Source organism: Micromonospora sp. NPDC005161, assembly GCF_053599855.1.
In genome coordinates, this window is the sequence record NZ_JBSFYQ010000017.1 from 41,153 (window position 1) to 59,959 (window position 18,807).

The window sequence follows — 18,807 nt, forward strand, 5'->3', positions numbered from 1 at the left end:
GGGACGCTCAGGCCTCGCCGGGCCGGATGTGGCCGGTGGCGGCGCGCCGGGCCCGCCAGCGCTCGCCCAGCGAGTCGATTTCCTCTTGCACGAAGAGGAAGAAGTCGCGCATCTCGGCCACTCGTTCGCCGGCCGGCGTGTCTGGCCCGAGGGCGGCCACCCCGGACTCGGCGACGTCGATGAACGCCTTGTAGATCCCGGTCTTGGTGATGGTCGCCTCGTACCAGGGGTTGTCCGGCATCCGGTAGCGATCCCGGCGGGACCTCGGGACCGGTTCGCGGACCAGCATGCTGAACTGGGTGAGGTAGCGGACCGCACCGCTGACCGCCGCCGCGCTCACTCCGAGCCGCTCGCCGATCTCGGCGGCGGTCAACGGGTCGTCCGAGCTCATCACGGTGAACAGCACCCGGGCGGCCATCCGCGGAGAACCGACCTCGGCGAAGGTCAACGCCATCCGCTCGACGAATAGGTGCACCGGGTCGTGGCCGTCGGTGGCTGCCATGACGATCTCTCCTGCCTGCTCGTGTGGCCCCGATGGTGCCCCGGATCTCACAGTCTTCACAACTTTGTGAAACGAGTGTAGCTTCCGATACATGGAAACTCCCATTGAGGTGTCCGGCCTGGTCAAGACCTTCGGCCGGACCCGGGCGCTCGACGGTCTCGACCTGACCGTCCGCGCCGGCGAGGTGCACGGCTTCCTCGGCCCGAACGGCGCCGGCAAATCGACCACCATCCGAGCGCTGCTCGGCCTGCTGCGGGCGGACGCGGGGGCCGTCCGACTGCTCGGTGGTGACCCGTGGCGCGACGCGGTGGCCCTGCACCGCCGGCTGGCGTACGTGCCGGGCGACGTGACGCTCTGGCCCAACCTCTCCGGCGGGGAGGTCATCGACCTGCTCGGCCGGATGCGCGGCGGTCTCGACCCGGCCCGCCGGGCCGAGCTGCTCGACTCGTTCGAGCTGGACCCGCGCAAGAAGGGCCGGGCGTACTCCAAGGGCAACAGGCAGAAGGTCGGCCTGGTGGCCGCCCTCGCCTCGGACGCCGAACTGCTCATCCTGGACGAGCCGACCTCCGGCCTGGACCCGCTGATGGAGGAGGTCTTCCAGCACTGGGTCCACCGGGCGAAGGCCGACGGCCGCACCGTGCTGCTCTCCAGCCACATCCTGGCCGAGGTGGAGGCGCTCTGCGACCGGGTGACGATCATCCGCAACGGTCGGGACGTCGAGACGGGCACCCTGACCGACCTGCGCCACCTGCGACGAACCTCGATCGAAGCCGAGCTGACCGGCCCGGTCGACGGGCTGGGGAAGCTGGCCGGCGTGCACGACCTGCGCGTGGACGGGCCCCGGGTGCGCTTCGACGTGGAGAACGGCGCGCTGGACGCCGCCCTGCGCCGACTCACCGAGATCGGCGTACGCAGCCTGGTCAGCCAGCCGCCGACGCTGGAGGAACTGTTCCTGCGGCACTACCAGGCCGAGCCGGCGGTGCGCTCATGAGCGCGTTCACCGGCACGAGGCACCTGGTGCGACTGATCCTGCGCCGGGACCGGGTCGTGCTGCCGATCTGGATCCTGCTGCTGGCCGTGCTGCCGGCCAGCTACGCCGGCACGTACGCCGAGCTGTACCCGACCGCCGCCGAGCGGGCCACGTACCTGGCCGGTACGGCGAGCAACCCGTCGATCGTCGCCCTGCTCGGCCCGGTGTACGGCGACAGCGTCGGCGCGCTCACCGTCCAGCGGGCCGGCCTGCTGGCGTTGATCGCCGCACTGGTCAGCGTGCTCACCGTGGTCCGGCACACCCGGACGGAAGAGGAGGCCGGCCGGCGCGAGCTGCTCGGCGCCACGGTGCTGGGCCGGTACGCCGGGCTGACCGCCGCGCTGCTGGTGACGTACGCCGCGAACCTGCTTCTCGGCCTGCTCACCGCCGGCAGCCTGGTCGCCGCAGGCCTGCCCGGTGCCGGCTCGCTGCTCTTCGGCGCCGGGCTGGCGCTCACCGGCATCGTCTTCGCCACGCTCGGCGGGCTGGCCGCGCAGCTCACCGAGAGCGCGACCGGGGCGCGCGGGATCGGCCTGGCCGCGCTCGGGCTGGCCTTCGTGCTGCGGCTGGCCGGCGACGCGGGGGGTTCCGGCGGCACCGGCGGGAGCGCGGAGTGGCTGAGCTGGCTCTCCCCGCTGGGCTGGTCGGCCCGGGTTCGGGCCTTCGCCGACGAGCGCTGGTGGGTGCTGCTGCTGCCGGTGCTGTTCAGTGCGGTGGTCGCGCTCGTCGCGTACCCCGTCTCGGTGCGCCGCGACCTCGGCGCCGGGGTGTTCCCGCCCCAGCTCGGCCCGGCGACCGCGGGGCCGCGGCTGGCGGGCCCGTTCGGCCTGGCCTGGCGGCTGCATCGGGGCCAGTTGCTCGGCTGGACCGTCGGGTTCGGGCTGCTCGGCCTGGTGCTCGGCGGCGCGGCGGATGCCGCCGGCGACGCGGTGCAGGGCAATCAGCAGGTCGCCGAGATCCTGGCACGGTTGGGTGGCACCTCCGCGCTCGCGGAGGCGTACCTCGGTGGGACGTTGAGCCTGACCGCGCTGGCCGCCGCCGGGTACGGCATCCAGGCCGCGCTGCGGGCGCGGGCGGAGGAGACCGCCGGGCGGGCTGAACCGCTGCTCGCCACGGCGGTGAGCCGGACCCGCTGGCTGGCGGCGCACCTGCTCTTCGCCCTGCTCGGCCCGGCGGTGGTGCTCTCCGTGACCGGGCTCGCCACCGGGCTGGCATACGGCCTCAGCGTGGGCGACGTCGGGGGCGAGCTGCCCCGGCTGCTCGGTGCCGGCCTGGCCCAGGTGCCGGCGGCCTGGGTGCTGGCCGGGCTGGCGGCGTTGCTGGTCGGCTGGCTGCCCCGGTTCTCCACGGGCGCCTGGGCGGTGCTCGCCGGCTGCCTGCTGCTCGGTCAGCTCGGTGCGGTGCTGGAGCTGGACCAATGGGCGCTGGACCTCTCCCCGTTCACCCACACCCCACAGGTCCTCGGCCCCGACTGGACCGTCACCCCGCTGGTCGCCCTGGCCGCCGTGACAGCCGCCCTGACCGCGGCAGCCCTGAAAACCTTCCAAACCCGGGACGTCCCCACCCCCTGACCGGCCCGATCCAAGGCGTTGATCATGAGGTTATTGCCGACAAATGGGACAGGAAGTGGCAATAACTTCATGATCAACAGGGGAGGCGCGGGCCGGCGGGGAGGGGGAGGGGTCAGCCCGCGGGCTGGTCGTTGCGGATCATCAGGGCGCTGCGGAGGCCGGTGATGTCCAGGACGCGGATCAGGAAGTCGCCCACGTGGGTCAGCATCAGCAGGCTCTGGGCATGGCTGGCCTTGCGGCTGAGCACGACCAGGGTGCCCAGGCCCTGCGAGTCGCAGAAGGTGACGCCACCCAGGTCGAGCACGATCCGCGGGGGCGGGTCGGCCAGCACCTCGTTGACCACGGTGGAGAGCTGCGCGGCCGTGAGCATGTCGATCTCACCGGCCAGGCGCAGCACGGCTTCGTCGCCCGTCCGGTGGAGCGTGATGGACAGTTCGGCGCGATCCACCCGGTCAGCCTAGCGCGATCCGGACGACCCGGCCTGTCGAGGCCGACAGCCACCGCCGTCCCGTGTCGGCGCCGCGGCCGGGGGCCGGAGGCGGGTGAGCCCGGTAACCCCAGCCCGGGGTGGCTGCTGATTGGCCGTCCGCCGCTGACACAATGGCGGCATCGTGACCGACACCTTCTCCGCCGGATCCGGCCGCTACCCGGCCGACGCTCCGGCCTCCGAGGCCCTGTTCCACCGCGCCCGCGCCATCGTGCCAGGCGGGGTGAACTCCCCTGTGCGCGCCTTCCAGGCGGTCGGCGGCACCCCCCGCTTCATGGTTCGAGGCGAGGGTCCCTGGCTGCACGACGCCGACGGCCGCCGCTACGTGGACCTGGTCTGCTCCTGGGGTCCGCTGATCCTCGGGCACGCGCACCCGGAGGTGGTGGACGCCGTGCAGGCCGCCGCCGCTCTGGGCACCAGCTTCGGCACCCCCACCCCGGCTGAGGTGGAACTGGCCGCCGAGATCGTCGACCGGACGCCGGTGGAGCAGGTACGCCTGGTCAACTCCGGCACCGAGGCGACCATGTCGGCGATCCGGCTGGCCCGCGGCTTCACCGGCCGCTCCAAGATCGTTAAGTTCGCCGGCTGCTACCACGGGCACGTCGACGCGCTGCTCGCGTCCGCCGGCTCCGGCGTGGCCACCCTGGGCCTGCCCGACTCGCCCGGCGTCACCGGCGCGGCGGCCAGCGAGACGATCGTGCTGCCGTACAACGACATCAGGGCGGTCGAGGAGGCCTTCGCCGCCGAGGGTCCGCACATCGCCGCGGTGATCACCGAGGCCGCCGCCGGCAACATGGGTGTGGTCGCCCCCCGCGACGGCTTCAACCAGCAGCTCGCCCGGATCGCGCACGCGCACGGCGCGCTGCTCGTGGTGGACGAGGTGATGACCGGGTTCCGGGTGTCCCGCGCCGGCTGGCACGGCCTCGACCCGTCCGACGCCGACCTGTGGACGTACGGCAAGGTCATGGGTGGCGGGCTGCCCGCCGCCGCGTTCGGCGGGCGCGCCGAGATCATGGCGCGGCTCGCCCCGGCCGGCCCGGTCTACCAGGCCGGCACGCTCTCCGGTAACCCGCTGGCCTGCGCCGCCGGCCTGGCCACCCTGCGGCTGGCCGACGACGAGCTGTACCGCCGCCTCGACCAGACCGCCGCCGTCGTGGGCAAGCTGGCCGCCGACGCGCTGGCCGCCGCCGGGGTCCCGCACCGACTGTCGTACGCGGGCAGCATGTTCTCCATCTTCTTCACCGACGCCGACGTGGTCGACTACGACAGCGCCCGCACGCAGCAGGTGCCGGCGTTCAAGGCGTTCTTCCACGCGATGCTCGCCGCCGGCGTCTACCTGCCGCCAAGCGCGTTCGAGTCGTGGTTCGTGTCGGCGGCGATCGACGACGCCGCTCTGGAGCAGATCGCCGCCGCGCTGCCGACGGCGGCCAACGCGGCGGCAGCGGCGGGTCACGGAGGGTAGCGGTGAGCGCGAGGAGTGAGCCGGTTTTGCGAGCCCCGCAGTCGCGAACGAGGGGGGCGCAGCAGTGAGCAAGACGGTGGTCCACGTGCTTCGGCACGGCGAGGTGCACAACCCCGACCAGATCCTCTACGGCCGGCTGCCCGGTTTCCGCCTCTCCGAGCTGGGTGTGCAGATGGCCAAGGCCGCCGCGCAGGGGCTGGCCGAGCGGGAGATCGTGCACGTGGTGGCCAGCCCGCTGGAGCGCGCACAGCAGACCGCCGAGCCGATCGCCGCCCAGTTCGGGCTGCCGGTCGGGGTGGACGAGCGGCTGATCGAGAGCGCCAACTGGTTCGAGGGCAAGAAGGTGTCGCCGGGCGACGGGTCGTTCCGCGACCCGCGCAACTGGTGGGTGCTGCGCGACCCGGTGACCCCGTCCTGGGGCGAGGCGTACCGGGTCATCGCGGAGCGGATGTTCGCCGCCGTGCACGCCGCCCGGGTCGCCGCCGAGGGACGCGAGGCGGTGCTGGTCTCGCACCAGCTCCCGATCTGGACGCTGCGCCGGTACGTCGAGCGCAAGCGGCTCTGGCACGACCCGCGCAGGCGGCAGTGCGGGCTGGCCAGCCTCACGTCGTTCCACTTCGACGGCGCGAAGGTGGTGGGCATCGGCTACAGCGAGCCGGCAGCGCACCTGATCGCCCTCTCCGCGACCGCCCGGACGGCCAAGGGCGCCTGATGAACGCCCGGAGGTGGACCGCCGGCCTGCTCGCCACCGTCGCCGCGGTGGCGCTGGTCGGCTGCACGTCGCAGGGCCGTGAGAAGACCTGCACGACCACCTCCGACGGGGTCATCGAGTGCGCTCCGGACCAGCGTTCGGCACCTCCGACGCTCGCCGGTGAACTGCTCACCGGCGGCAGCTACGACGTCAGCGAGGCCCGCGGCCAGGTCGTGGTGGTCAACTTCTGGGGTTCCTGGTGCGCGCCGTGCCGCGCGGAGGCGGACGACCTGGAAGCGACCTACCAGGCCACCAAGGGCTCCGGGGTGAACTTCCTCGGCATCAACGTGCAGGACCAGCGGGACAAGGCCAAGGCGTTCGAGGAGGGCCGGGTCACCTATCCGAGCCTGTTCGACCCGCCGAGCAAGCTGGCGCTCGCCCTGGACATTCCGCCGAACAGCATCCCGGCGACGGTGGTGCTGGACCGGGAGGGCCGGATCGCCACGGTGATCCGGGCGGCGGTCAAGCAGGAGGGCCTGCAACCGATCGTCGAACGGATCGCGGCCGAGAAACCGGCGCCGAACTGATGGGCGAGACCTTCCGGGAGTTGGCCCTGAGCGGGCCGCTGCTGCTCGCCATCGGCGCCGCGGCGCTCGCCGGCCTGGTCAGCTTCCTCTCCCCATGCGTGCTCCCGCTGGTCCCCGGCTACCTCTCGTACGTCACCGGCCTCGCCGGCTCCGACCTCGAAGGCAGTGCAAGGAAGGGCACCTTATTAACGCCTGCGGTAGAGGAAGGGCCCCCTCTTAACGCTGCGGAGGCACGCGACGGCGACGGCGGGGGTGTCGCGGTAAGGGAGCGGATCGCAAGGGCCGGTGCCGTCAAGGGCCGGGTGCTCGCGGGAACGCTGCTCTTCATCGCCGGCTTCACCGTCGTCTTCGTGGCCACCGCGATCCTGTTCGCGAGCATCGGTCGGGTCTTCTTCGACTACGAGCGCCAGCTGGAGATCGTGATCGGCGTGCTGATCATCGTGCTCGGGCTGGGCTACCTCGGGATGATCCCGGCCCTGCAACGGGAGTTCCGGATCTCCCGGCTGCCGTCCGCAGGGCTGCTCGGCGCACCGGTCTTCGGCGCGGTCTTCGCGCTCAGCTGGGTGCCCTGCACCGGCCCCACGCTCGGCGCGGTGATGGGCATGGCCACCGCGAGCGGGCAGAGCGACCGCGCCGTGGTGCTCGCCGTGGCGTACTGCCTCGGGCTGGGGATACCGTTCGTCGTCTTCGGGCTGGGTTTCCAGCGCCTGCTCGGGGTCTTCCGCGCCGTCCGGCGCAACAGCCGCTGGGTCACCCGGGTCGGCGGCGCCCTGCTCATCCTGATCGGCCTGGCGCTGGTCACCGGCGGATGGCAGAGCTTCGTGATCTGGTTGCAGACCACCGTCGGGGTGGGCGAGGTGAGCATCTGATGACGGTCGTGGACGACCGGCCGGAGACCGCGGCCCCGGCGCCCCGGCGCCGCCCCAACCGGCTGCTGGCGCTGCTGCGCAACTCGTGGCGGCAGTTGACCAGCATGCGTACGGCGCTGATCCTGCTCTTCCTGCTCGCGGTCGCCGCCATCCCCGGCTCGGTGCTGCCGCAGCGCGGGATCAGCCCGGAGAAGGTCAACCAGTACTTTACCGACCACCCGGATCTGGCCCCCCGGCTGGACCGGATCGGCGCGTTCGAGGTCTTCGGCTCGGTCTGGTTCTCCGCGATCTACCTGCTGCTGTTCACCTCGCTGATCGGCTGCATCACGCCCCGCCTGCGCGACCACGTCCGGGCGCTGCGGTCCCGGCCGCCGGCCGTGCCGAAGCGGATGAAGCGGTTGCCGCAGCACGCGCTGCTGCCCGCCCCGGCGGGTGGCGCGGCGGCCATCGCCGAGGTGCTGCGCAAGCGGCGGTGGCGGGTGGAGGTGCGCGGCGACGAGGTCTCCGCCGAGAAGGGCTATCTCAAGGAGACCGGCAACCTGCTGTTCCACACCTCGCTGATCGCCGTGCTGATCGGCGTCGCGCTCGGCTCGTGGTACGGCTGGAGCGGCAACCGGCTGCTGGTGGCGGGCACGGACAACGCCTTCTGCAACACCCGGCAGCAGTACGCCGAGACGAAGCTCGGCCCTCGGGTCGACAGCGAGGACCTGCCCCGCTTCTGCCTGCGGCTGGACGACTTCCAGGCCCGGTTCCTGGCCTCCGGCCAGCCGGAGTTCTTCAACGCCCGGGTGACCGTCGACGGCCCCGACGAGCCGACCCGCAGCGCGGACTTCTCGGTGAACTCACCACTGCGGTTGAACGACGCGAACGTCTACCTGCTGGGCCACGGGTACGCCCCGGTCATCCGCTACACCGACCGGTTCGGCCGCTCCCAGGTCAGCGACGAGCCGTTCCTGACCACCGGCGACATGGGCCTGACCGGCGAGGGGCTGGCGGCCTTCCCGGACGCGAACGTCGACCCGCGGACCGGGCAGCGCGCGCCGGACGAGCAGATGGCGTTCACCGGCATCTACCTGCCCACGGCCCCGCAGCAGGCACCGTTCGCCCGCTCGGAGTACCCGACCGAGCGCAACCCGGCGCTCAACCTGGTCGCCTACCGGGGCAACCTCGGCCTGGACGCCGGCATCCCCGGCTCGATCTACCAGCTCGACCAGCGGCAGGTGCGGACCGGCAAGGTCAAGGAGGTCGGCACCAAGCTGCTCCGCAAGGGCGAGACCTGGACGTTGGACGACGGCAGCAAGGTCGAGTTCCTGGGCACCGAGCGGTACGTGACCCTCTCCGTGCGGCACGACCCCGGCTCGACGATGCTGCTGATCAGCTGCGGTTTCCTGCTGGTGGGGCTGATGGGGTCGCTGTTCGGGCGGCGCCGCCGGGTGTTCTTCCGGGTGATGCCGGCCGACCCCGCGGAAGGATCTCCGACGGGCGGTAGTAGTTTGATGGAGGTCGGCGGGTTGCCGCGCACCGACTATCCAGGGTTCGCCGACGAGTTCGCCCAGCTCGTCGCCGCGGTCCGCGGTGATGAGCGACCGGGCACGGGTGCTGACTCCAGTGACCGGGCCGGCGTGCGAGAAGGGACCGAGTGATGTCCGCACTCTCCGACAATCTGGTGACCTTCGCGATCCTGGCGTACCTGGTCGCGATGATCTGCCATGCCGTGGAGTACGCACTCGGCAACACTCGCGCCCGGGTCGCCGCGGCTCCCGCCCGCGAGCTGGTGGGCGCCGGCGTCGGGGGCGGCGGCGTACCCGCGTCGCCCGCGCCGGTCCCGCCGTCGGCCGTGGTGGACCGCTCGGCGCGGCGTGCCCGGATCGCCGGACTGATCGCGGTCGGGGCCACCGGGCTCGCGGCCGCGCTGCACCTGGCGGCGCTGGTCACGCGGGGCCTCGCGGCCGACCGGATGCCCTGGGGCAACATGTACGAGTTCGTGCTCACGGTGACGTTCATCGGGGTCGCGGCCTGGCTGGTGGTGCTCTGGAAGCGCCCGTCGCTGCGCAAGCTCGGGCTGTTCCTCACCCTGGTGATGGTGCTGCTGGTGGCCACCGCCGAGCTGGTGCTGTACGTGCCGATCGTGCCGCTGGTGCCGGCGCTCAACTCGTACTGGTTCGTCATCCACGTCTCGACGATCGTCTTCTCGTCGGGCATCTTCCTGCTCGGCGTGGTGCCGGCGGTCGGCTACCTGATGCGCGCCGGGTACGAGCAGGGCAAGCGGAGCTTCCCGTACACCCTGGCCAAGCGTCTGCCGGGTGCGGTCAGCCTGGAGCGGCTGACCTTCGCGCTGCATGCCTTCGCCTTCCCGATCTTCACCTTCGCGGTGATCGCCGGGGCGGTCTGGGCCGAGGCGGCCTGGGGACGGCCGTGGGGCTGGGACCCGAAGGAGACCTGGGCGTTCATCTCCTGGGTGGTGTACGCGGGCTACCTGCACGCCCGGGCCACGCCCAGCGTCAAGCGCAACGTGGCCACCTGGCTGGCGGTGCTCGGCTTCCTCACCATGCTGATGAACCTGTTCGGCGTGAACATCTTCTTCACCGGCCTGCACTCGTACGGCGGCCTCGACTGAGCAGCTCGTCGATTCGCAGGGTGACCTGGTAGGCCACCTCCGGCACGTCGGCCAGTTCGATGCGTTCCGCGCGCAGCGCGAGCTGCGCGTGCAGCTCCCGGGCGACCGCGTCGCGCAGCTCGGCCAACAGGGGTGAGAGTCCGTCCGGGTCCCCGACGATGTACGCGTCCGACATGCCCTCAGGCTCCGCCCCCGCGGGGTCGGGGCGCCAGAGCCGGTGACATTTCCCGCGGTCAGGCGCCGAACCAGCCGGGCACGTCGAGGCGGAACCAGTTCGCGGGGGTGACGCTGCGCAGGTCGTCCTCAATGGCGGTGACCCGCTCCGGGCCGAGCGTGTCCGCCCATCGCTGCCGGAGCTGGTCGAAGATGACCGCCGAGCGTCGTAACCCGTCGTGCCCGCGCTCGGTCATCCGGACCAGCTTGCGCCGGGCGTCCCGCGGGTCGTCGGCCCGCTCCAGGTAGCCGAGGGCGACCAGCCGGTCCACCGTCTTGCCGGCCGCCTGCTTCGAGACGCCCAGCCGCTGCCCCAGCTCGCTGGCGGTGGTGCCGTCGGGGCCGACGGCCTGGAGCACGAACCCATGCAGTGGTCGCAGCTCCGGATGCCCCTCGCGGGCCAACTCGGCGTGCAGGTCGTCGATGAGCGTACGGAAGCCGGCCAACAGCAGCAGGGGCAGCAGGAAGCCCGGCCGTCCCGGATCAGCCGTTGCCATCTTCGACAACCTCGTTTACTATTTCGTCAACCACGTTGACCATCCTACCGGACGCGTCGCCGACACCCACGCTGCGAGAGCAGGTAACCATGTCCGTCTTCCCCGCCCACACCGTCGACACCGCGCCCGCCGCCGCCCGCCCGACCGTCGAGGGAGTACGCCGCCGCCTCGGCTGGCTGCCGACCCCGGTGGGGCTGATGGCCGGGTCGCCACAACTGCTCGCCGGCTTCTTCACCGCGAGCGCGGGCTTCGAACAGACCGCCCTCACACCCTTGGAGCGGGAGGTGGTCATCCTGACCGTCTCGACCACCCACGAGTGCCACGTCTGCGTCTCCCTGCACACCGGCAAGCTCACCCAGCTCGGCGCGAGCACCGAGCTGATCACCGCGCTGCGCGCCCGCACGGCGCTGGCCGAGCCACGGCTGGAGGCACTGCGCCGATTCACGCTGGCCGTGCTCGACCACCGGGGCGCGGTGCCCGACGACGAGTTGGACGACTTCCTCTCCGCCGGCTACCAACCACGGCACGCGTTGGACGTGGTGCTCGGCGTCGGTGCGTACACCATCTCCGCCTTCGCCAACCGGCTCACCCGCGCGCCGCTCGACCCGCCGTTGGCCGCCCATGCCTGGACGCCCGCCGCCTGAGCCGCCACCCGCCGTCCGCGCCCGTTGATCAACACGACGTCTGGGAAGTCGGTCTGTCGAACGCTGCGGGACACCCCGACTTCCCGGAAGTCGAGTGGATCTAGGCGCGCGTCGGGACCGGTCCCGGGCCATTGCGAGCGTCACAGCACCCGGCTTCGTCCGCGCGGGACGCGGTGCGGGAGACTGGCGGGCATGGCGGCTCGTGGCTTCCCGTACACCGACCTCAAGGACTTCCTCGCGGCCCTGGAGCGCGCGGGCGAACTGCGCCGGGTCGACGTCCCGGTCGACCCGACCCTGGAGATCAGCGAGGTGGTCACCCGCACGGTCCGGGCCGGCGGACCGGCGCTGCTGTTCGAGCGCCCCACCCGGGGCGAGATGCCGGTGGCGATCAACCTGTTCGGCACCGAGAAGCGGATGGCCATGGCGCTCGGCGTCGACTCGCTGGACGAGATCGGGGCCCGGATCGGCGCGCTGATCAAGCCGGAGCTGCCGGTGGGCTGGTCCGGCATCCGCGAGGGCCTGGGCAAGGTCATGCAGCTCAAGTCGGTGCCGCCGCGCAAGGTGAAGACCGCGCCCTGCCAGGAGGTCGTCTACCGGGGTGAGGACGTCGACCTGAACCGGCTGCCCGGGCTCCAGGTGTGGCCCGGCGACGGCGGGATCTTCCACAACTACGGCCTCACCCACACCAAGCACCCGGAGACCGGCAAGCGCAACCTCGGGCTGTACCGGCTCCAGCAGCACGGCCGCAACACCCTGGGCATGCACTGGCAGATCCACAAGGACTCCACCGCCCACCACGCGGTCGCCGAGCGGCTCGGGCAGCGCCTGCCGGTCGCGGTCGCGATCGGCTGCGACCCGGTCGTCTCGTACGCGGCCAGCGCGCCGCTGCCCGGCGACATCGACGAGTACCTGTTCGCCGGGTTCCTGCGCGGCGAGCGGGTGGAGATGGTCGACTGCCTCACCGTGCCGCTGCAGGTGCCGGCCCACGCGCAGATCGTGCTGGAGGGCTACCTGGAGCCGGGCGAGCGGCTGCCCGAGGGCCCGTTCGGCGACCACACCGGCTTCTACACGCCGGTCGAGCCGTTCCCGGTGCTGCACATCGAGGCGATGACCATGCAGCGCAAGCCGGTCTACCACTCGATCGTCACCTCCAAGCCGCCGCAGGAGGACCACGGCCTCGGCAAGGCCACCGAGCGGATCTTCCAGCCGCTGCTCAAGCTGCTGATCCCGGACATCGTGGACTACGACCTGCCGGCCGCCGGCGTCTTCCACAACTGCGCGATCGTGTCGATCCGCAAGCGCTACCCGAAGCACGCGCAGAAGGTGATGAACGCGATCTGGGGCGCGCACCTGATGTCGCTGACCAAGCTGATCGTGATCGTCGACGAGGACTGCGACGTGCACGACTACAACGAGGTCGCCTTCCGCGCCTTCGGCAACGTCGACTACGCGCGCGACCTGCTGCTCACCGAGGGCCCGGTCGATCACCTCGACCACTCGTCGTACCAGCAGTTCTGGGGCGGCAAGGTGGGCGTTGACGCGACCCGCAAGCTCCCCACCGAGGGTTACACCCGCGGTTGGCCGGAGGAGATGAGCATGTCGCCGGAGGTCACCGCCCTGGTCGACAAGCGCTGGAAGGAGTACGGCATCTGATGGCGGTCCTCGACGCGCCGGCCGAACGGCCGGGCCGAATCAAGTCGTTCCTCAAACTCGTCGCCATCGAACACTCGGTCTTCGCGCTGCCGTTCGCGTACCTGTCGGCGCTGACCGCGATGCAGGTCAACGGCGGCCGGGTGCGCTGGGTGGACCTGCTGCTGATCACCGTGGCGATGGTCGGGGCGCGGACGTTCGCGATGGCCGCCAACCGGATCCTCGACCGGCGGATCGACGCGCGGAACCCGCGTACCGCCGCGCGGGAGCTGGTCACCGGCGCGGTGAGCGTGCGCACGGCCTGGACCGGCGCGGTCGTCGCGCTGGTGGTCTTCCTCTCCGCCGCCGCTCTGCTCAACCCGCTCTGCCTGGTGCTGGCGCCGCTCGCCGTGGTGCCGCTGGTGGTCTACCCGTACGGCAAGCGGTTCACCAACTGGCCGCACGCGATCCTCGCGGTCGCCCAGGCGGTCGGCCCGGTCGGCGCCTGGCTGGCCGTCACCGGCACCCTGGACGGCTCCTGGCCGGCCTGGCTGCTCGGCGCGGCGGTCGGGCTGTGGATCGGTGGCTTCGACCTGATCTACGCCTGCCAGGACGACGCGGTGGACCGGCGGATCGGGGTGCACAGCGTGCCCGCCCGGTACGGCCGGCGCTTCGCGCTGCACGCCTCCACCGTGGCGCACGTGGTGACGTTCGGGCTCTTCGTCTGGTTCGGGGCGGTGGTCGGGTTCGGCTGGCTCTGGTGGGTCGGCCTGGCGCTCACCGCGGTCGCGTTCGCCTACCAGCACCTGGTGGTCACCCCGACCGACCTGAGCAAGGTCAACCGGGCGTTCTTCACCGCGAACGGCTTCGTCGGCATCGCGCTGTTCGCCTTCGCCCTGCTCGACCTGGTGATCCGGCTCGACCTTCGGCCCTAGGCGCTGGTGGGGTAGCGGGCGCTCTCCAGCGTCCAGTCGATGGTGCCGCGCACCGCGTACGCGACCCCGTCGAGGTGGTCGGTGACCGCCTCGTCCAGCGCCGGGCCGAACGACGGCACCGTGGCACGCAGCGCGACGAAGCGCCGCATCGACTCCCGCCAGCGCTCGGCCACCCGGTCCACCGCCTCCGCCGGCGACAGGCCCTGCTCGTCCTGCATGGCAAGCACCAGGTTGTGCCCGCCCGCGGTGGCCCGGTCCCGGTCCAGCGATGCGAGGTCGTTGTACCAGGAGAGCAGGTCGTTGCCGGTGCGGGCGACCCGGCGCAGCAGCGGGTGGTGGTAGACCGGGTCGGGCAGCGGCCGGCCGGTGACGAACTCCACCAGCGGGTACGACACGTCCGCCGCCGACGTGGCCCGCCGCAGCTCGACGTACTCGATGACGCCGGGTCGGCGACCCGCCTCCTTGTTGGCCGCCTCCCGCCGGGTCCCGTCGAGGTGCTGGGCCACCGCGTCGGCGAAGCGCAGCCGCCACCGGGCCGGCATCCGGCGGCGCGGCTCCCGCCAGGCCAGCACCAGCAGCCGCCGCAGCGGACCGGTCAACCCGGCGTGTCGTGCCCGGGGACCGTCGTGCAGCAGCGCCAAGGTGCCGTTGCGCAGCGCGCGGATCTGCTCCGGAGCGAGCCGGCCCGGCCCGTCGCAGGCGTCGTCGACCAGGAAGAACCAGGTGAACAGCGCGGTCAGGCTCCGCAGGTCGGCCTCGGTGGCGTCCGGGTAGAGCCGGCCGGCGTACCGGGCGAAGGCTCCCCGGCTCAGCCGGCGCAGCGCGGCGTCGTCCAGCGGCAGGCCCAGCTCGGGCAACAGGCGGAGCAGCCACTCGTGCACCCGGTCGGCGTGCGGCGAGAGCCGGGCCGGGATCGGACATTCGGCGCGCAGCGTCCAGAGGACCTCGCCGGTCGTCACCGATGCCTCCTGTGCGATCTGCTGCCGGTGCGAATGGCCACCGGCAGCATGCCAGGTCCGCGGGACACGCAGGCGCCCGCCCGGACATCTCGGGCGAGCCACCCGGAGGCCGATCCCGGGGGTGCCCACCAGCGCACGAACCCCACCAGGCAGGCTGGGGGCATGCGGGAACCATGGGTGGTCGGTGTCTCCGGGGCCTCCGGTACGCCGTACGCGGCGGCCGTGCTCGGCGGGCTGCTCGACGCGGGCGAACCGGTGGACCTGATCGTCTCCCGGGCGGCGCGGCTCACGCTGCTCGACGAGACCGGCCGGCCGTTCCGCGACGCGCACTGGGCCGAGGACCTCGCCGCCTGGCTCGGCCGGGACGTGACCGGCGCGGACGTGCGGCACTGGCCGGCGGGAGACCTGGCGGCCGGTCCGAGCAGCGGTTCCTACCGGGTACGCGGAATGGCGGTGGTGCCGGCCAGCACGGCGGCGTGCGCGGGGATCGCCATCGGGCTCTCCAAGGACCTGTTGCAGCGTGCCGCCGAGGTCAACCTCAAGGAGCGCCGGCCGGTGGTGGTGGCACCTCGGGAGACGCCGGTGACCCGCAGTCACCTTGAGCACCTGATCGCGTTGCACGACGCCGGCGCGGTGGTGCTGCCGGCCAGCCCCGGCTTCTACGGCGCGGGTGCGGCGGCCAGCGCGCAGCAGTTGGTCGACTTCGTGGCCGGCAAAGTGCTGGACGCGCTCGGCGTCCCGCACACCCTGTTCCGACGGTGGTCCGGCCAGCTCGGGGCGGCCCGAAGCTGAGCCTGTCTGCTCAACCCCGCCCGGTCACGCGTACGACGGGTGACCGTAGCGGGACGCGGACCGGACTGCTGCCCGGTCCGCGTAGCGTTGTCCGCACCAGTTCAGTACATGCCGGCGTTGGCCGGACCCGGCCCGGTAGAGGCGGCCGGGCCCACGTTGCGTGGCTTTCCGACCTCGTCCACCTCGTCCAGCATGCCCTCCCCCTCAAGCAGGGCTCGCACCTCGGATTCCCGAAACCGGCGATGCCCGCCTGGAGTCCGGATGCTTCCTATCCGGCCGGCCGCCGCCCATCTCGTCACAGTCTTCGGGTCCACCCGAAACAGCGCGGCGACCTCACCCGGTGTCAGCAGGCGATCTCCAGTGTCCACAGCCCCCTCCTCGCGTCGACGAAGCCCCTGGCTGAACACACTGCCCCCGGCTGGTGCGAGCCCAGAGCCGTCATGAGGGACGTATGGTAATTACAGCACCAGGGACCTGGCCTGTCCGCCAAACGCGAAAAATGCACTGAGTGGGAAGTTAGTAAATGGTACTGGTGCAACCCCTGCCCTGACCGTCTGTTTGTGAACAGTTACTCACTGCTGTGTGCAACGGATGCCGAAGGCGTCGCGTTACGCCCAACGGGATAAGGTCACTCTCCGTGGACGCCATCGACCTGAGCCTCGTCGACCTGCTGCGTGGAAACGCCCGCCTCTCGTACGCCGAGCTCGCCCGGCAGGTTGGCCTCTCTGCCCCGGCCGTGCACGAGCGGGTCGGCAAGCTGGAGAACAGCGGCGTGATCCGCGGCTACCGCGCGGACGTGGAGCCGGAGGCGATCGGGCTGGGTGTCACCGCCCTGATCGGCATCGTCGAGGACTCCGGCGCGGACAGCGACGACATGCTCGAGTCGCTCCGGGTGCTGCCCGAGATCGAGTCCTGCTACTTCATGGCGGGGGTGGAGTCCTTCCTGCTCAAGGCGCGGGTCGGCACGATCGCCGAGCTGGAGCAGCTGATCGTGCGGCTGAACCGGACGCCCGGGGTCGCCTCCACCCGTACCGCGATCGCACTCTCCACCAAATGGGAGAACCGCCCCCAGTCGGTCGGCCCACCGGCCGCCTGACACCGCGGCGGTGGGGCCCGGCCTCGCACCCGAGCGCCAGGGGGATCGGCGACCACTCCTCATGTGCGTCCTTTGCTCTGCTTACACCCACGCACCAGTGCGGGCCGTTCTGTGGTGCGTCCGCTGAAGCAGAGCAAAGGAGACCGCCCCCGCGCCGTACCGGCCGCTGCCGAGGGCCGATCGGCGCCGTACCCGCCGCGGCCGAGGGCCGGTCGGCCCTGGTGCCGTACCGGCGGACGGCGGTAGCGTGCGCCGATGACCCCGCTGGGACGTGGAGCGGCCGTGGTGACCGGGGCCGCCGGCGGCCTGGGCCGCGCCATTGCCGCCGCGCTGCACGCCGACGGTTGGTCGGTGCTGCTCACCGACGTCGACCCGGCTGCGGTCGCCGTCGCGGCCGCGCCGCTCGGCGGCTGGTCCGCCGCGCTGGATGTCCGGGACGAGGCAGCCTGCGCCGAGATCGCCGCGACGGCAGCCAGCCGGGGTGGCCTCGGCCTCTGGGTCAACAACGCCGGCATCCTGGTCACCGGCCCCGCCTGGGAGCACGACGGACGGACCCGCCGTCGGGTGCTCGACGTGAACGCGCTCGGCGCGATGAACGGCACCCTCGCCGCGCTCGGGGTGATGCGCGGGCAGGGGCACGGCCACGTGCTGAACGTCGTCTCGCTGGCCGGGCTGGTCGCCGCGCCCGGCGAGACGGTGTACGCGGCCAGTAAGCACGCGCTGCTGGCGTTCAGCCTCGGCACCCTGTCCGACCTGCGGATGGCCGGATATCGGCAGGTACACGTCTCCTGCCTCTGCCCGGACGGCATCTGGACCCCGATGCTGCACGACCGGCTGGACGACCCCGGTGCGCTGGCGTCGTTCACCGGTTCCATGCTGACCCCGCAGCGGGTGGCCGCCCGGGCGGCCCGACTGGCCCGCCGGCCGCGCCCGGTGGTCAGCCTGCCCCGTTGGCGGGGAGCGCAGGTCCGGCTGCTGGACGCCCTGCCTCGACTGGCCATCGGGCTGACCCCGCTGGTCCGGGCGGTCGGCCGGGCCGGCCAGCGCCGTCAGCTCCGCCGGGTCACGTCGGCGGACCGGCGCTGACCTCCTCAGGACCGCTTGCTACTTTGCCGACGTGACTCATCTCGACCGGTGCGACGAGGCCAGCCGGACCTGGGTGACCGAGGCGATCGCCGCCGTCGAGGCGGACGCGAACCGCTCGGCCGACACTCACCTGCTGCCGTTCCCGCTGCCGCGGGAGTGGGGGATCGACCTCTACCTCAAGGACGAGTCGGTGCACCCGACCGGCTCACTGAAGCACCGGCTGGCCCGCTCGCTCTTTCTCTACGGGCTCTGCAACGGCTGGATCGGGCCGCGCACCACGATCGTCGAGGCGTCGTCCGGCTCCACGGCGGTCTCCGAGGCGTACTTCGCCCGGATGCTCGGGCTGCCGTTCATCGCGGTGATGCCCGCCTCCACCTCGCCGGAGAAGATCGCGCAGATCGAGTTCCAGGGCGGCCGTTGCCACCTGGTGGACGACCCGGCGAGCGTGGTGGTCGAGGCCCGCTGGCTGGCCGAGGATTCCGGCGGTCACTTCATGGACCAGTTCACCTACGCCGAGCGGGCCACCGACTGGCGGGGCAACAACAACATCGCCGAGTCGATCTACGCACAGCTGAGACTGGAGCGGCACCCGATCCCGGCCTGGGTCGTGGTGGGCGCCGGCACCGGGGGCACCAGCGCGACAATCGGCCGGTACGTCCGGTACCGCCGGCTGGCCACCAAGCTCTGCGTGGTGGACCCGGAGAACTCCGCGTTCTATCCGGCCTGGCTGGCCGCCGACTGGTCCGTGCGTACCGGGAAGGGATCCCGGATCGAGGGGATCGGCCGTCCCACCGTGGAGGCGTCCTTCCTGCCCGCGGTGGTGGACCGGATGGTCCAGGTGCCGGACGCGGCGTCGCTGGCCGCCATGCGGGCCGGCTCGGCGGTGCTCGGTCGCCGGGTGGGTGGCTCCACCGGCACCAACCTGTGGGGGGCGTTCGGCCTCATCGCCGGGATGCTCGCCGAGGGCCGGACCGGCTCCGTGGTCACCCTGATCTGTGACGCCGGCGACCGGTACGCCGACACCTACTACTCCGACGACTGGGTGGCCGCGAAGGGCCACGACCTCGCACCGCACGCGGCCACCATCGACCGCTTCCTGACCAGTGGCGCCTGGCCCGCCTGAGCCCAGCTCGCCTGAAC

General features: G+C 72.1%; 21 protein-coding genes. 15 read left to right on the top strand and 6 right to left on the bottom strand.

What is annotated here, in order from left to right; translation table 11 throughout:
• Positions 1–7: 7 nt before the first annotated feature.
• Positions 8–502, bottom strand: coding sequence for a GbsR/MarR family transcriptional regulator (locus ACWD5O_RS18150; RefSeq protein ID WP_354967269.1), 495 nt, complete (start codon positions 500–502; stop codon positions 8–10).
• Positions 503–593: 91 nt separating this feature from the next.
• Here ACWD5O_RS18150 and ACWD5O_RS18155 point away from each other — a divergent pair, with 91 nt between their 5' ends.
• Both ACWD5O_RS18155 and ACWD5O_RS18160 read left to right on the top strand, forming a co-directional pair.
• Positions 594–1,493, top strand: a complete 900-nt coding sequence (locus tag ACWD5O_RS18155) for an ABC transporter ATP-binding protein (RefSeq protein WP_354967270.1) — start codon at positions 594–596, stop codon at positions 1,491–1,493.
• On the top strand, positions 1,490–3,103 hold the full coding sequence (locus ACWD5O_RS18160) for an ABC transporter permease (protein WP_354967271.1): 1,614 nt from the start codon (positions 1,490–1,492) through the stop codon (positions 3,101–3,103). Before ACWD5O_RS18155 ends, ACWD5O_RS18160 begins: the two co-directional genes overlap by 4 nt.
• A 112-nt stretch (positions 3,104–3,215) precedes the next feature.
• Here the strand turns inward: ACWD5O_RS18160 and ACWD5O_RS18165 are convergent, their stop codons facing one another.
• Positions 3,216–3,551: an STAS domain-containing protein gene (locus ACWD5O_RS18165; protein WP_053652159.1), complete on the bottom strand. Its 336-nt coding sequence runs from the start codon at positions 3,549–3,551 to the stop codon at positions 3,216–3,218.
• Positions 3,552–3,714: 163 nt separating this feature from the next.
• Here ACWD5O_RS18165 and hemL point away from each other — a divergent pair, with 163 nt between their 5' ends.
• The 6 genes from hemL to ccsB all read left to right on the top strand — a co-directional run bounded on the left by hemL (position 3,715) and on the right by ccsB (position 9,816).
• Entirely contained in the window at positions 3,715–5,052 is a 1,338-nt protein-coding gene (gene hemL / locus ACWD5O_RS18170; RefSeq protein WP_354967272.1) for a glutamate-1-semialdehyde 2,1-aminomutase, read from the top strand.
• Positions 5,053–5,116: 64 nt separating this feature from the next.
• On the top strand, positions 5,117–5,764 hold the full coding sequence (locus ACWD5O_RS18175) for a histidine phosphatase family protein (protein ID WP_354967273.1): 648 nt from the start codon (positions 5,117–5,119) through the stop codon (positions 5,762–5,764).
• The gene (locus tag ACWD5O_RS18180) at positions 5,764–6,330 is read left to right on the top strand and encodes a TlpA family protein disulfide reductase (RefSeq protein ID WP_354967274.1); all 567 of its coding nucleotides are present in this window, start codon (positions 5,764–5,766) and stop codon (positions 6,328–6,330) included. The genes ACWD5O_RS18175 and ACWD5O_RS18180 overlap by 1 nt, the downstream gene beginning before the upstream one ends.
• The gene (locus ACWD5O_RS18185) at positions 6,330–7,199 is read left to right on the top strand and encodes a cytochrome c biogenesis CcdA family protein (RefSeq protein WP_354967275.1); all 870 of its coding nucleotides are present in this window, start codon (positions 6,330–6,332) and stop codon (positions 7,197–7,199) included. Before ACWD5O_RS18180 ends, ACWD5O_RS18185 begins: the two co-directional genes overlap by 1 nt.
• Positions 7,199–8,842, top strand: coding sequence for a cytochrome c biogenesis protein ResB (gene resB, locus ACWD5O_RS18190; protein WP_354967276.1), 1,644 nt, complete (start codon positions 7,199–7,201; stop codon positions 8,840–8,842). Before ACWD5O_RS18185 ends, resB begins: the two co-directional genes overlap by 1 nt.
• The gene (ccsB, locus tag ACWD5O_RS18195) at positions 8,842–9,816 is read left to right on the top strand and encodes a c-type cytochrome biogenesis protein CcsB (protein WP_354967277.1); all 975 of its coding nucleotides are present in this window, start codon (positions 8,842–8,844) and stop codon (positions 9,814–9,816) included. The genes resB and ccsB overlap by 1 nt, the downstream gene beginning before the upstream one ends.
• On the opposite strand, the gene ACWD5O_RS18200 is transcribed toward ccsB, so the two are convergent.
• Positions 9,782–9,991: a hypothetical protein gene (locus tag ACWD5O_RS18200; protein ID WP_354967278.1), complete on the bottom strand. Its 210-nt coding sequence runs from the start codon at positions 9,989–9,991 to the stop codon at positions 9,782–9,784. The two genes, ccsB and ACWD5O_RS18200, sit on opposite strands and share 35 nt — an antisense overlap.
• A gap of 58 nt (positions 9,992–10,049) precedes the next feature.
• Complete coding sequence (locus ACWD5O_RS18205) at positions 10,050–10,526, bottom strand: MarR family winged helix-turn-helix transcriptional regulator (protein ID WP_354967279.1); 477 nt, start codon at positions 10,524–10,526, stop codon at positions 10,050–10,052.
• A gap of 89 nt (positions 10,527–10,615) precedes the next feature.
• Between ACWD5O_RS18205 and ACWD5O_RS18210 the strand changes: the two genes are divergently transcribed.
• From ACWD5O_RS18210 to mqnP, 3 genes are all read left to right on the top strand, one after another.
• Complete coding sequence (locus tag ACWD5O_RS18210) at positions 10,616–11,170, top strand: carboxymuconolactone decarboxylase family protein (protein ID WP_450085996.1); 555 nt, start codon at positions 10,616–10,618, stop codon at positions 11,168–11,170.
• Between the two features lie 192 nt (positions 11,171–11,362).
• Complete coding sequence (locus ACWD5O_RS18215) at positions 11,363–12,823, top strand: menaquinone biosynthesis decarboxylase (protein WP_449936093.1); 1,461 nt, start codon at positions 11,363–11,365, stop codon at positions 12,821–12,823.
• Positions 12,823–13,734 (top strand): menaquinone biosynthesis prenyltransferase MqnP, encoded by a 912-nt coding sequence (mqnP, locus tag ACWD5O_RS18220; protein WP_354967282.1) that lies wholly within the window; start codon positions 12,823–12,825, stop codon positions 13,732–13,734. Before ACWD5O_RS18215 ends, mqnP begins: the two co-directional genes overlap by 1 nt.
• Here the strand turns inward: mqnP and ACWD5O_RS18225 are convergent.
• On the bottom strand, positions 13,731–14,693 hold the full coding sequence (locus ACWD5O_RS18225; protein WP_354967283.1) for a terpene synthase family protein: 963 nt from the start codon (positions 14,691–14,693) through the stop codon (positions 13,731–13,733). The genes mqnP and ACWD5O_RS18225 overlap by 4 nt on opposite strands.
• 162 nt (positions 14,694–14,855) lie before the next feature.
• Here ACWD5O_RS18225 and ACWD5O_RS18230 point away from each other — a divergent pair, with 162 nt between their 5' ends.
• A complete protein-coding gene (locus tag ACWD5O_RS18230) occupies positions 14,856–15,485 on the top strand; it encodes a UbiX family flavin prenyltransferase (RefSeq protein WP_449936089.1) in 630 nt (209 codons plus the stop codon).
• A 101-nt stretch (positions 15,486–15,586) separates the two neighbouring features.
• Here the strand turns inward: ACWD5O_RS18230 and ACWD5O_RS18235 are convergent, their stop codons facing one another.
• Positions 15,587–15,853: a BldC family transcriptional regulator gene (locus tag ACWD5O_RS18235; RefSeq protein ID WP_007454516.1), complete on the bottom strand. Its 267-nt coding sequence runs from the start codon at positions 15,851–15,853 to the stop codon at positions 15,587–15,589.
• Between the two features lie 269 nt (positions 15,854–16,122).
• Between ACWD5O_RS18235 and ACWD5O_RS18240 the strand changes: the two genes are divergently transcribed.
• The 3 genes from ACWD5O_RS18240 (at position 16,123) to ACWD5O_RS18250 (ending at position 18,790) form a co-directional block, all read left to right on the top strand.
• On the top strand, positions 16,123–16,581 hold the full coding sequence (locus ACWD5O_RS18240; protein WP_354967285.1) for an Lrp/AsnC family transcriptional regulator: 459 nt from the start codon (positions 16,123–16,125) through the stop codon (positions 16,579–16,581).
• A 255-nt stretch (positions 16,582–16,836) separates the two neighbouring features.
• The gene (locus ACWD5O_RS18245) at positions 16,837–17,667 is read left to right on the top strand and encodes an SDR family NAD(P)-dependent oxidoreductase (protein ID WP_354967286.1); all 831 of its coding nucleotides are present in this window, start codon (positions 16,837–16,839) and stop codon (positions 17,665–17,667) included.
• Between the two features lie 31 nt (positions 17,668–17,698).
• Positions 17,699–18,790 carry an L-cysteine desulfhydrase Cds1 gene (locus tag ACWD5O_RS18250; RefSeq protein ID WP_354967287.1) on the top strand — a complete coding sequence of 364 codons (1,092 nt, stop codon included), beginning with the start codon at positions 17,699–17,701 and terminating at the stop codon, positions 18,788–18,790.
• The last annotated feature ends 17 nt before the right edge of the window (positions 18,791–18,807 follow it).

Excerpts from the sequence above, each read along its gene's own strand:
- ACWD5O_RS18150 (WP_354967269.1), bottom strand. The coding sequence starts at position 502 with ATGGCAGCCACCGACGGCCACGACCCGGTGCACCTATTCGTCGAGCGG.
- ACWD5O_RS18155 (WP_354967270.1), top strand. The coding sequence starts at position 594 with ATGGAAACTCCCATTGAGGTGTCCGGCCTGGTCAAGACCTTCGGCCGG.
- ACWD5O_RS18160 (WP_354967271.1), top strand. The coding sequence starts at position 1,490 with ATGAGCGCGTTCACCGGCACGAGGCACCTGGTGCGACTGATCCTGCGC.
- ACWD5O_RS18180 (WP_354967274.1), top strand. The coding sequence starts at position 5,764 with ATGAACGCCCGGAGGTGGACCGCCGGCCTGCTCGCCACCGTCGCCGCG.
- ACWD5O_RS18185 (WP_354967275.1), top strand. The coding sequence starts at position 6,330 with ATGGGCGAGACCTTCCGGGAGTTGGCCCTGAGCGGGCCGCTGCTGCTC.
- resB (WP_354967276.1), top strand. The coding sequence starts at position 7,199 with ATGACGGTCGTGGACGACCGGCCGGAGACCGCGGCCCCGGCGCCCCGG.
- ccsB (WP_354967277.1), top strand. The coding sequence starts at position 8,842 with ATGTCCGCACTCTCCGACAATCTGGTGACCTTCGCGATCCTGGCGTAC.
- ACWD5O_RS18200 (WP_354967278.1), bottom strand. The coding sequence starts at position 9,991 with ATGTCGGACGCGTACATCGTCGGGGACCCGGACGGACTCTCACCCCTG.
- ACWD5O_RS18205 (WP_354967279.1), bottom strand. The coding sequence starts at position 10,526 with ATGGCAACGGCTGATCCGGGACGGCCGGGCTTCCTGCTGCCCCTGCTG.
- ACWD5O_RS18210 (WP_450085996.1), top strand. The coding sequence starts at position 10,616 with ATGTCCGTCTTCCCCGCCCACACCGTCGACACCGCGCCCGCCGCCGCC.
- ACWD5O_RS18215 (WP_449936093.1), top strand. The coding sequence starts at position 11,363 with ATGGCGGCTCGTGGCTTCCCGTACACCGACCTCAAGGACTTCCTCGCG.
- mqnP (WP_354967282.1), top strand. The coding sequence starts at position 12,823 with ATGGCGGTCCTCGACGCGCCGGCCGAACGGCCGGGCCGAATCAAGTCG.
- ACWD5O_RS18230 (WP_449936089.1), top strand. The coding sequence starts at position 14,856 with ATGCGGGAACCATGGGTGGTCGGTGTCTCCGGGGCCTCCGGTACGCCG.
- ACWD5O_RS18245 (WP_354967286.1), top strand. The coding sequence starts at position 16,837 with ATGACCCCGCTGGGACGTGGAGCGGCCGTGGTGACCGGGGCCGCCGGC.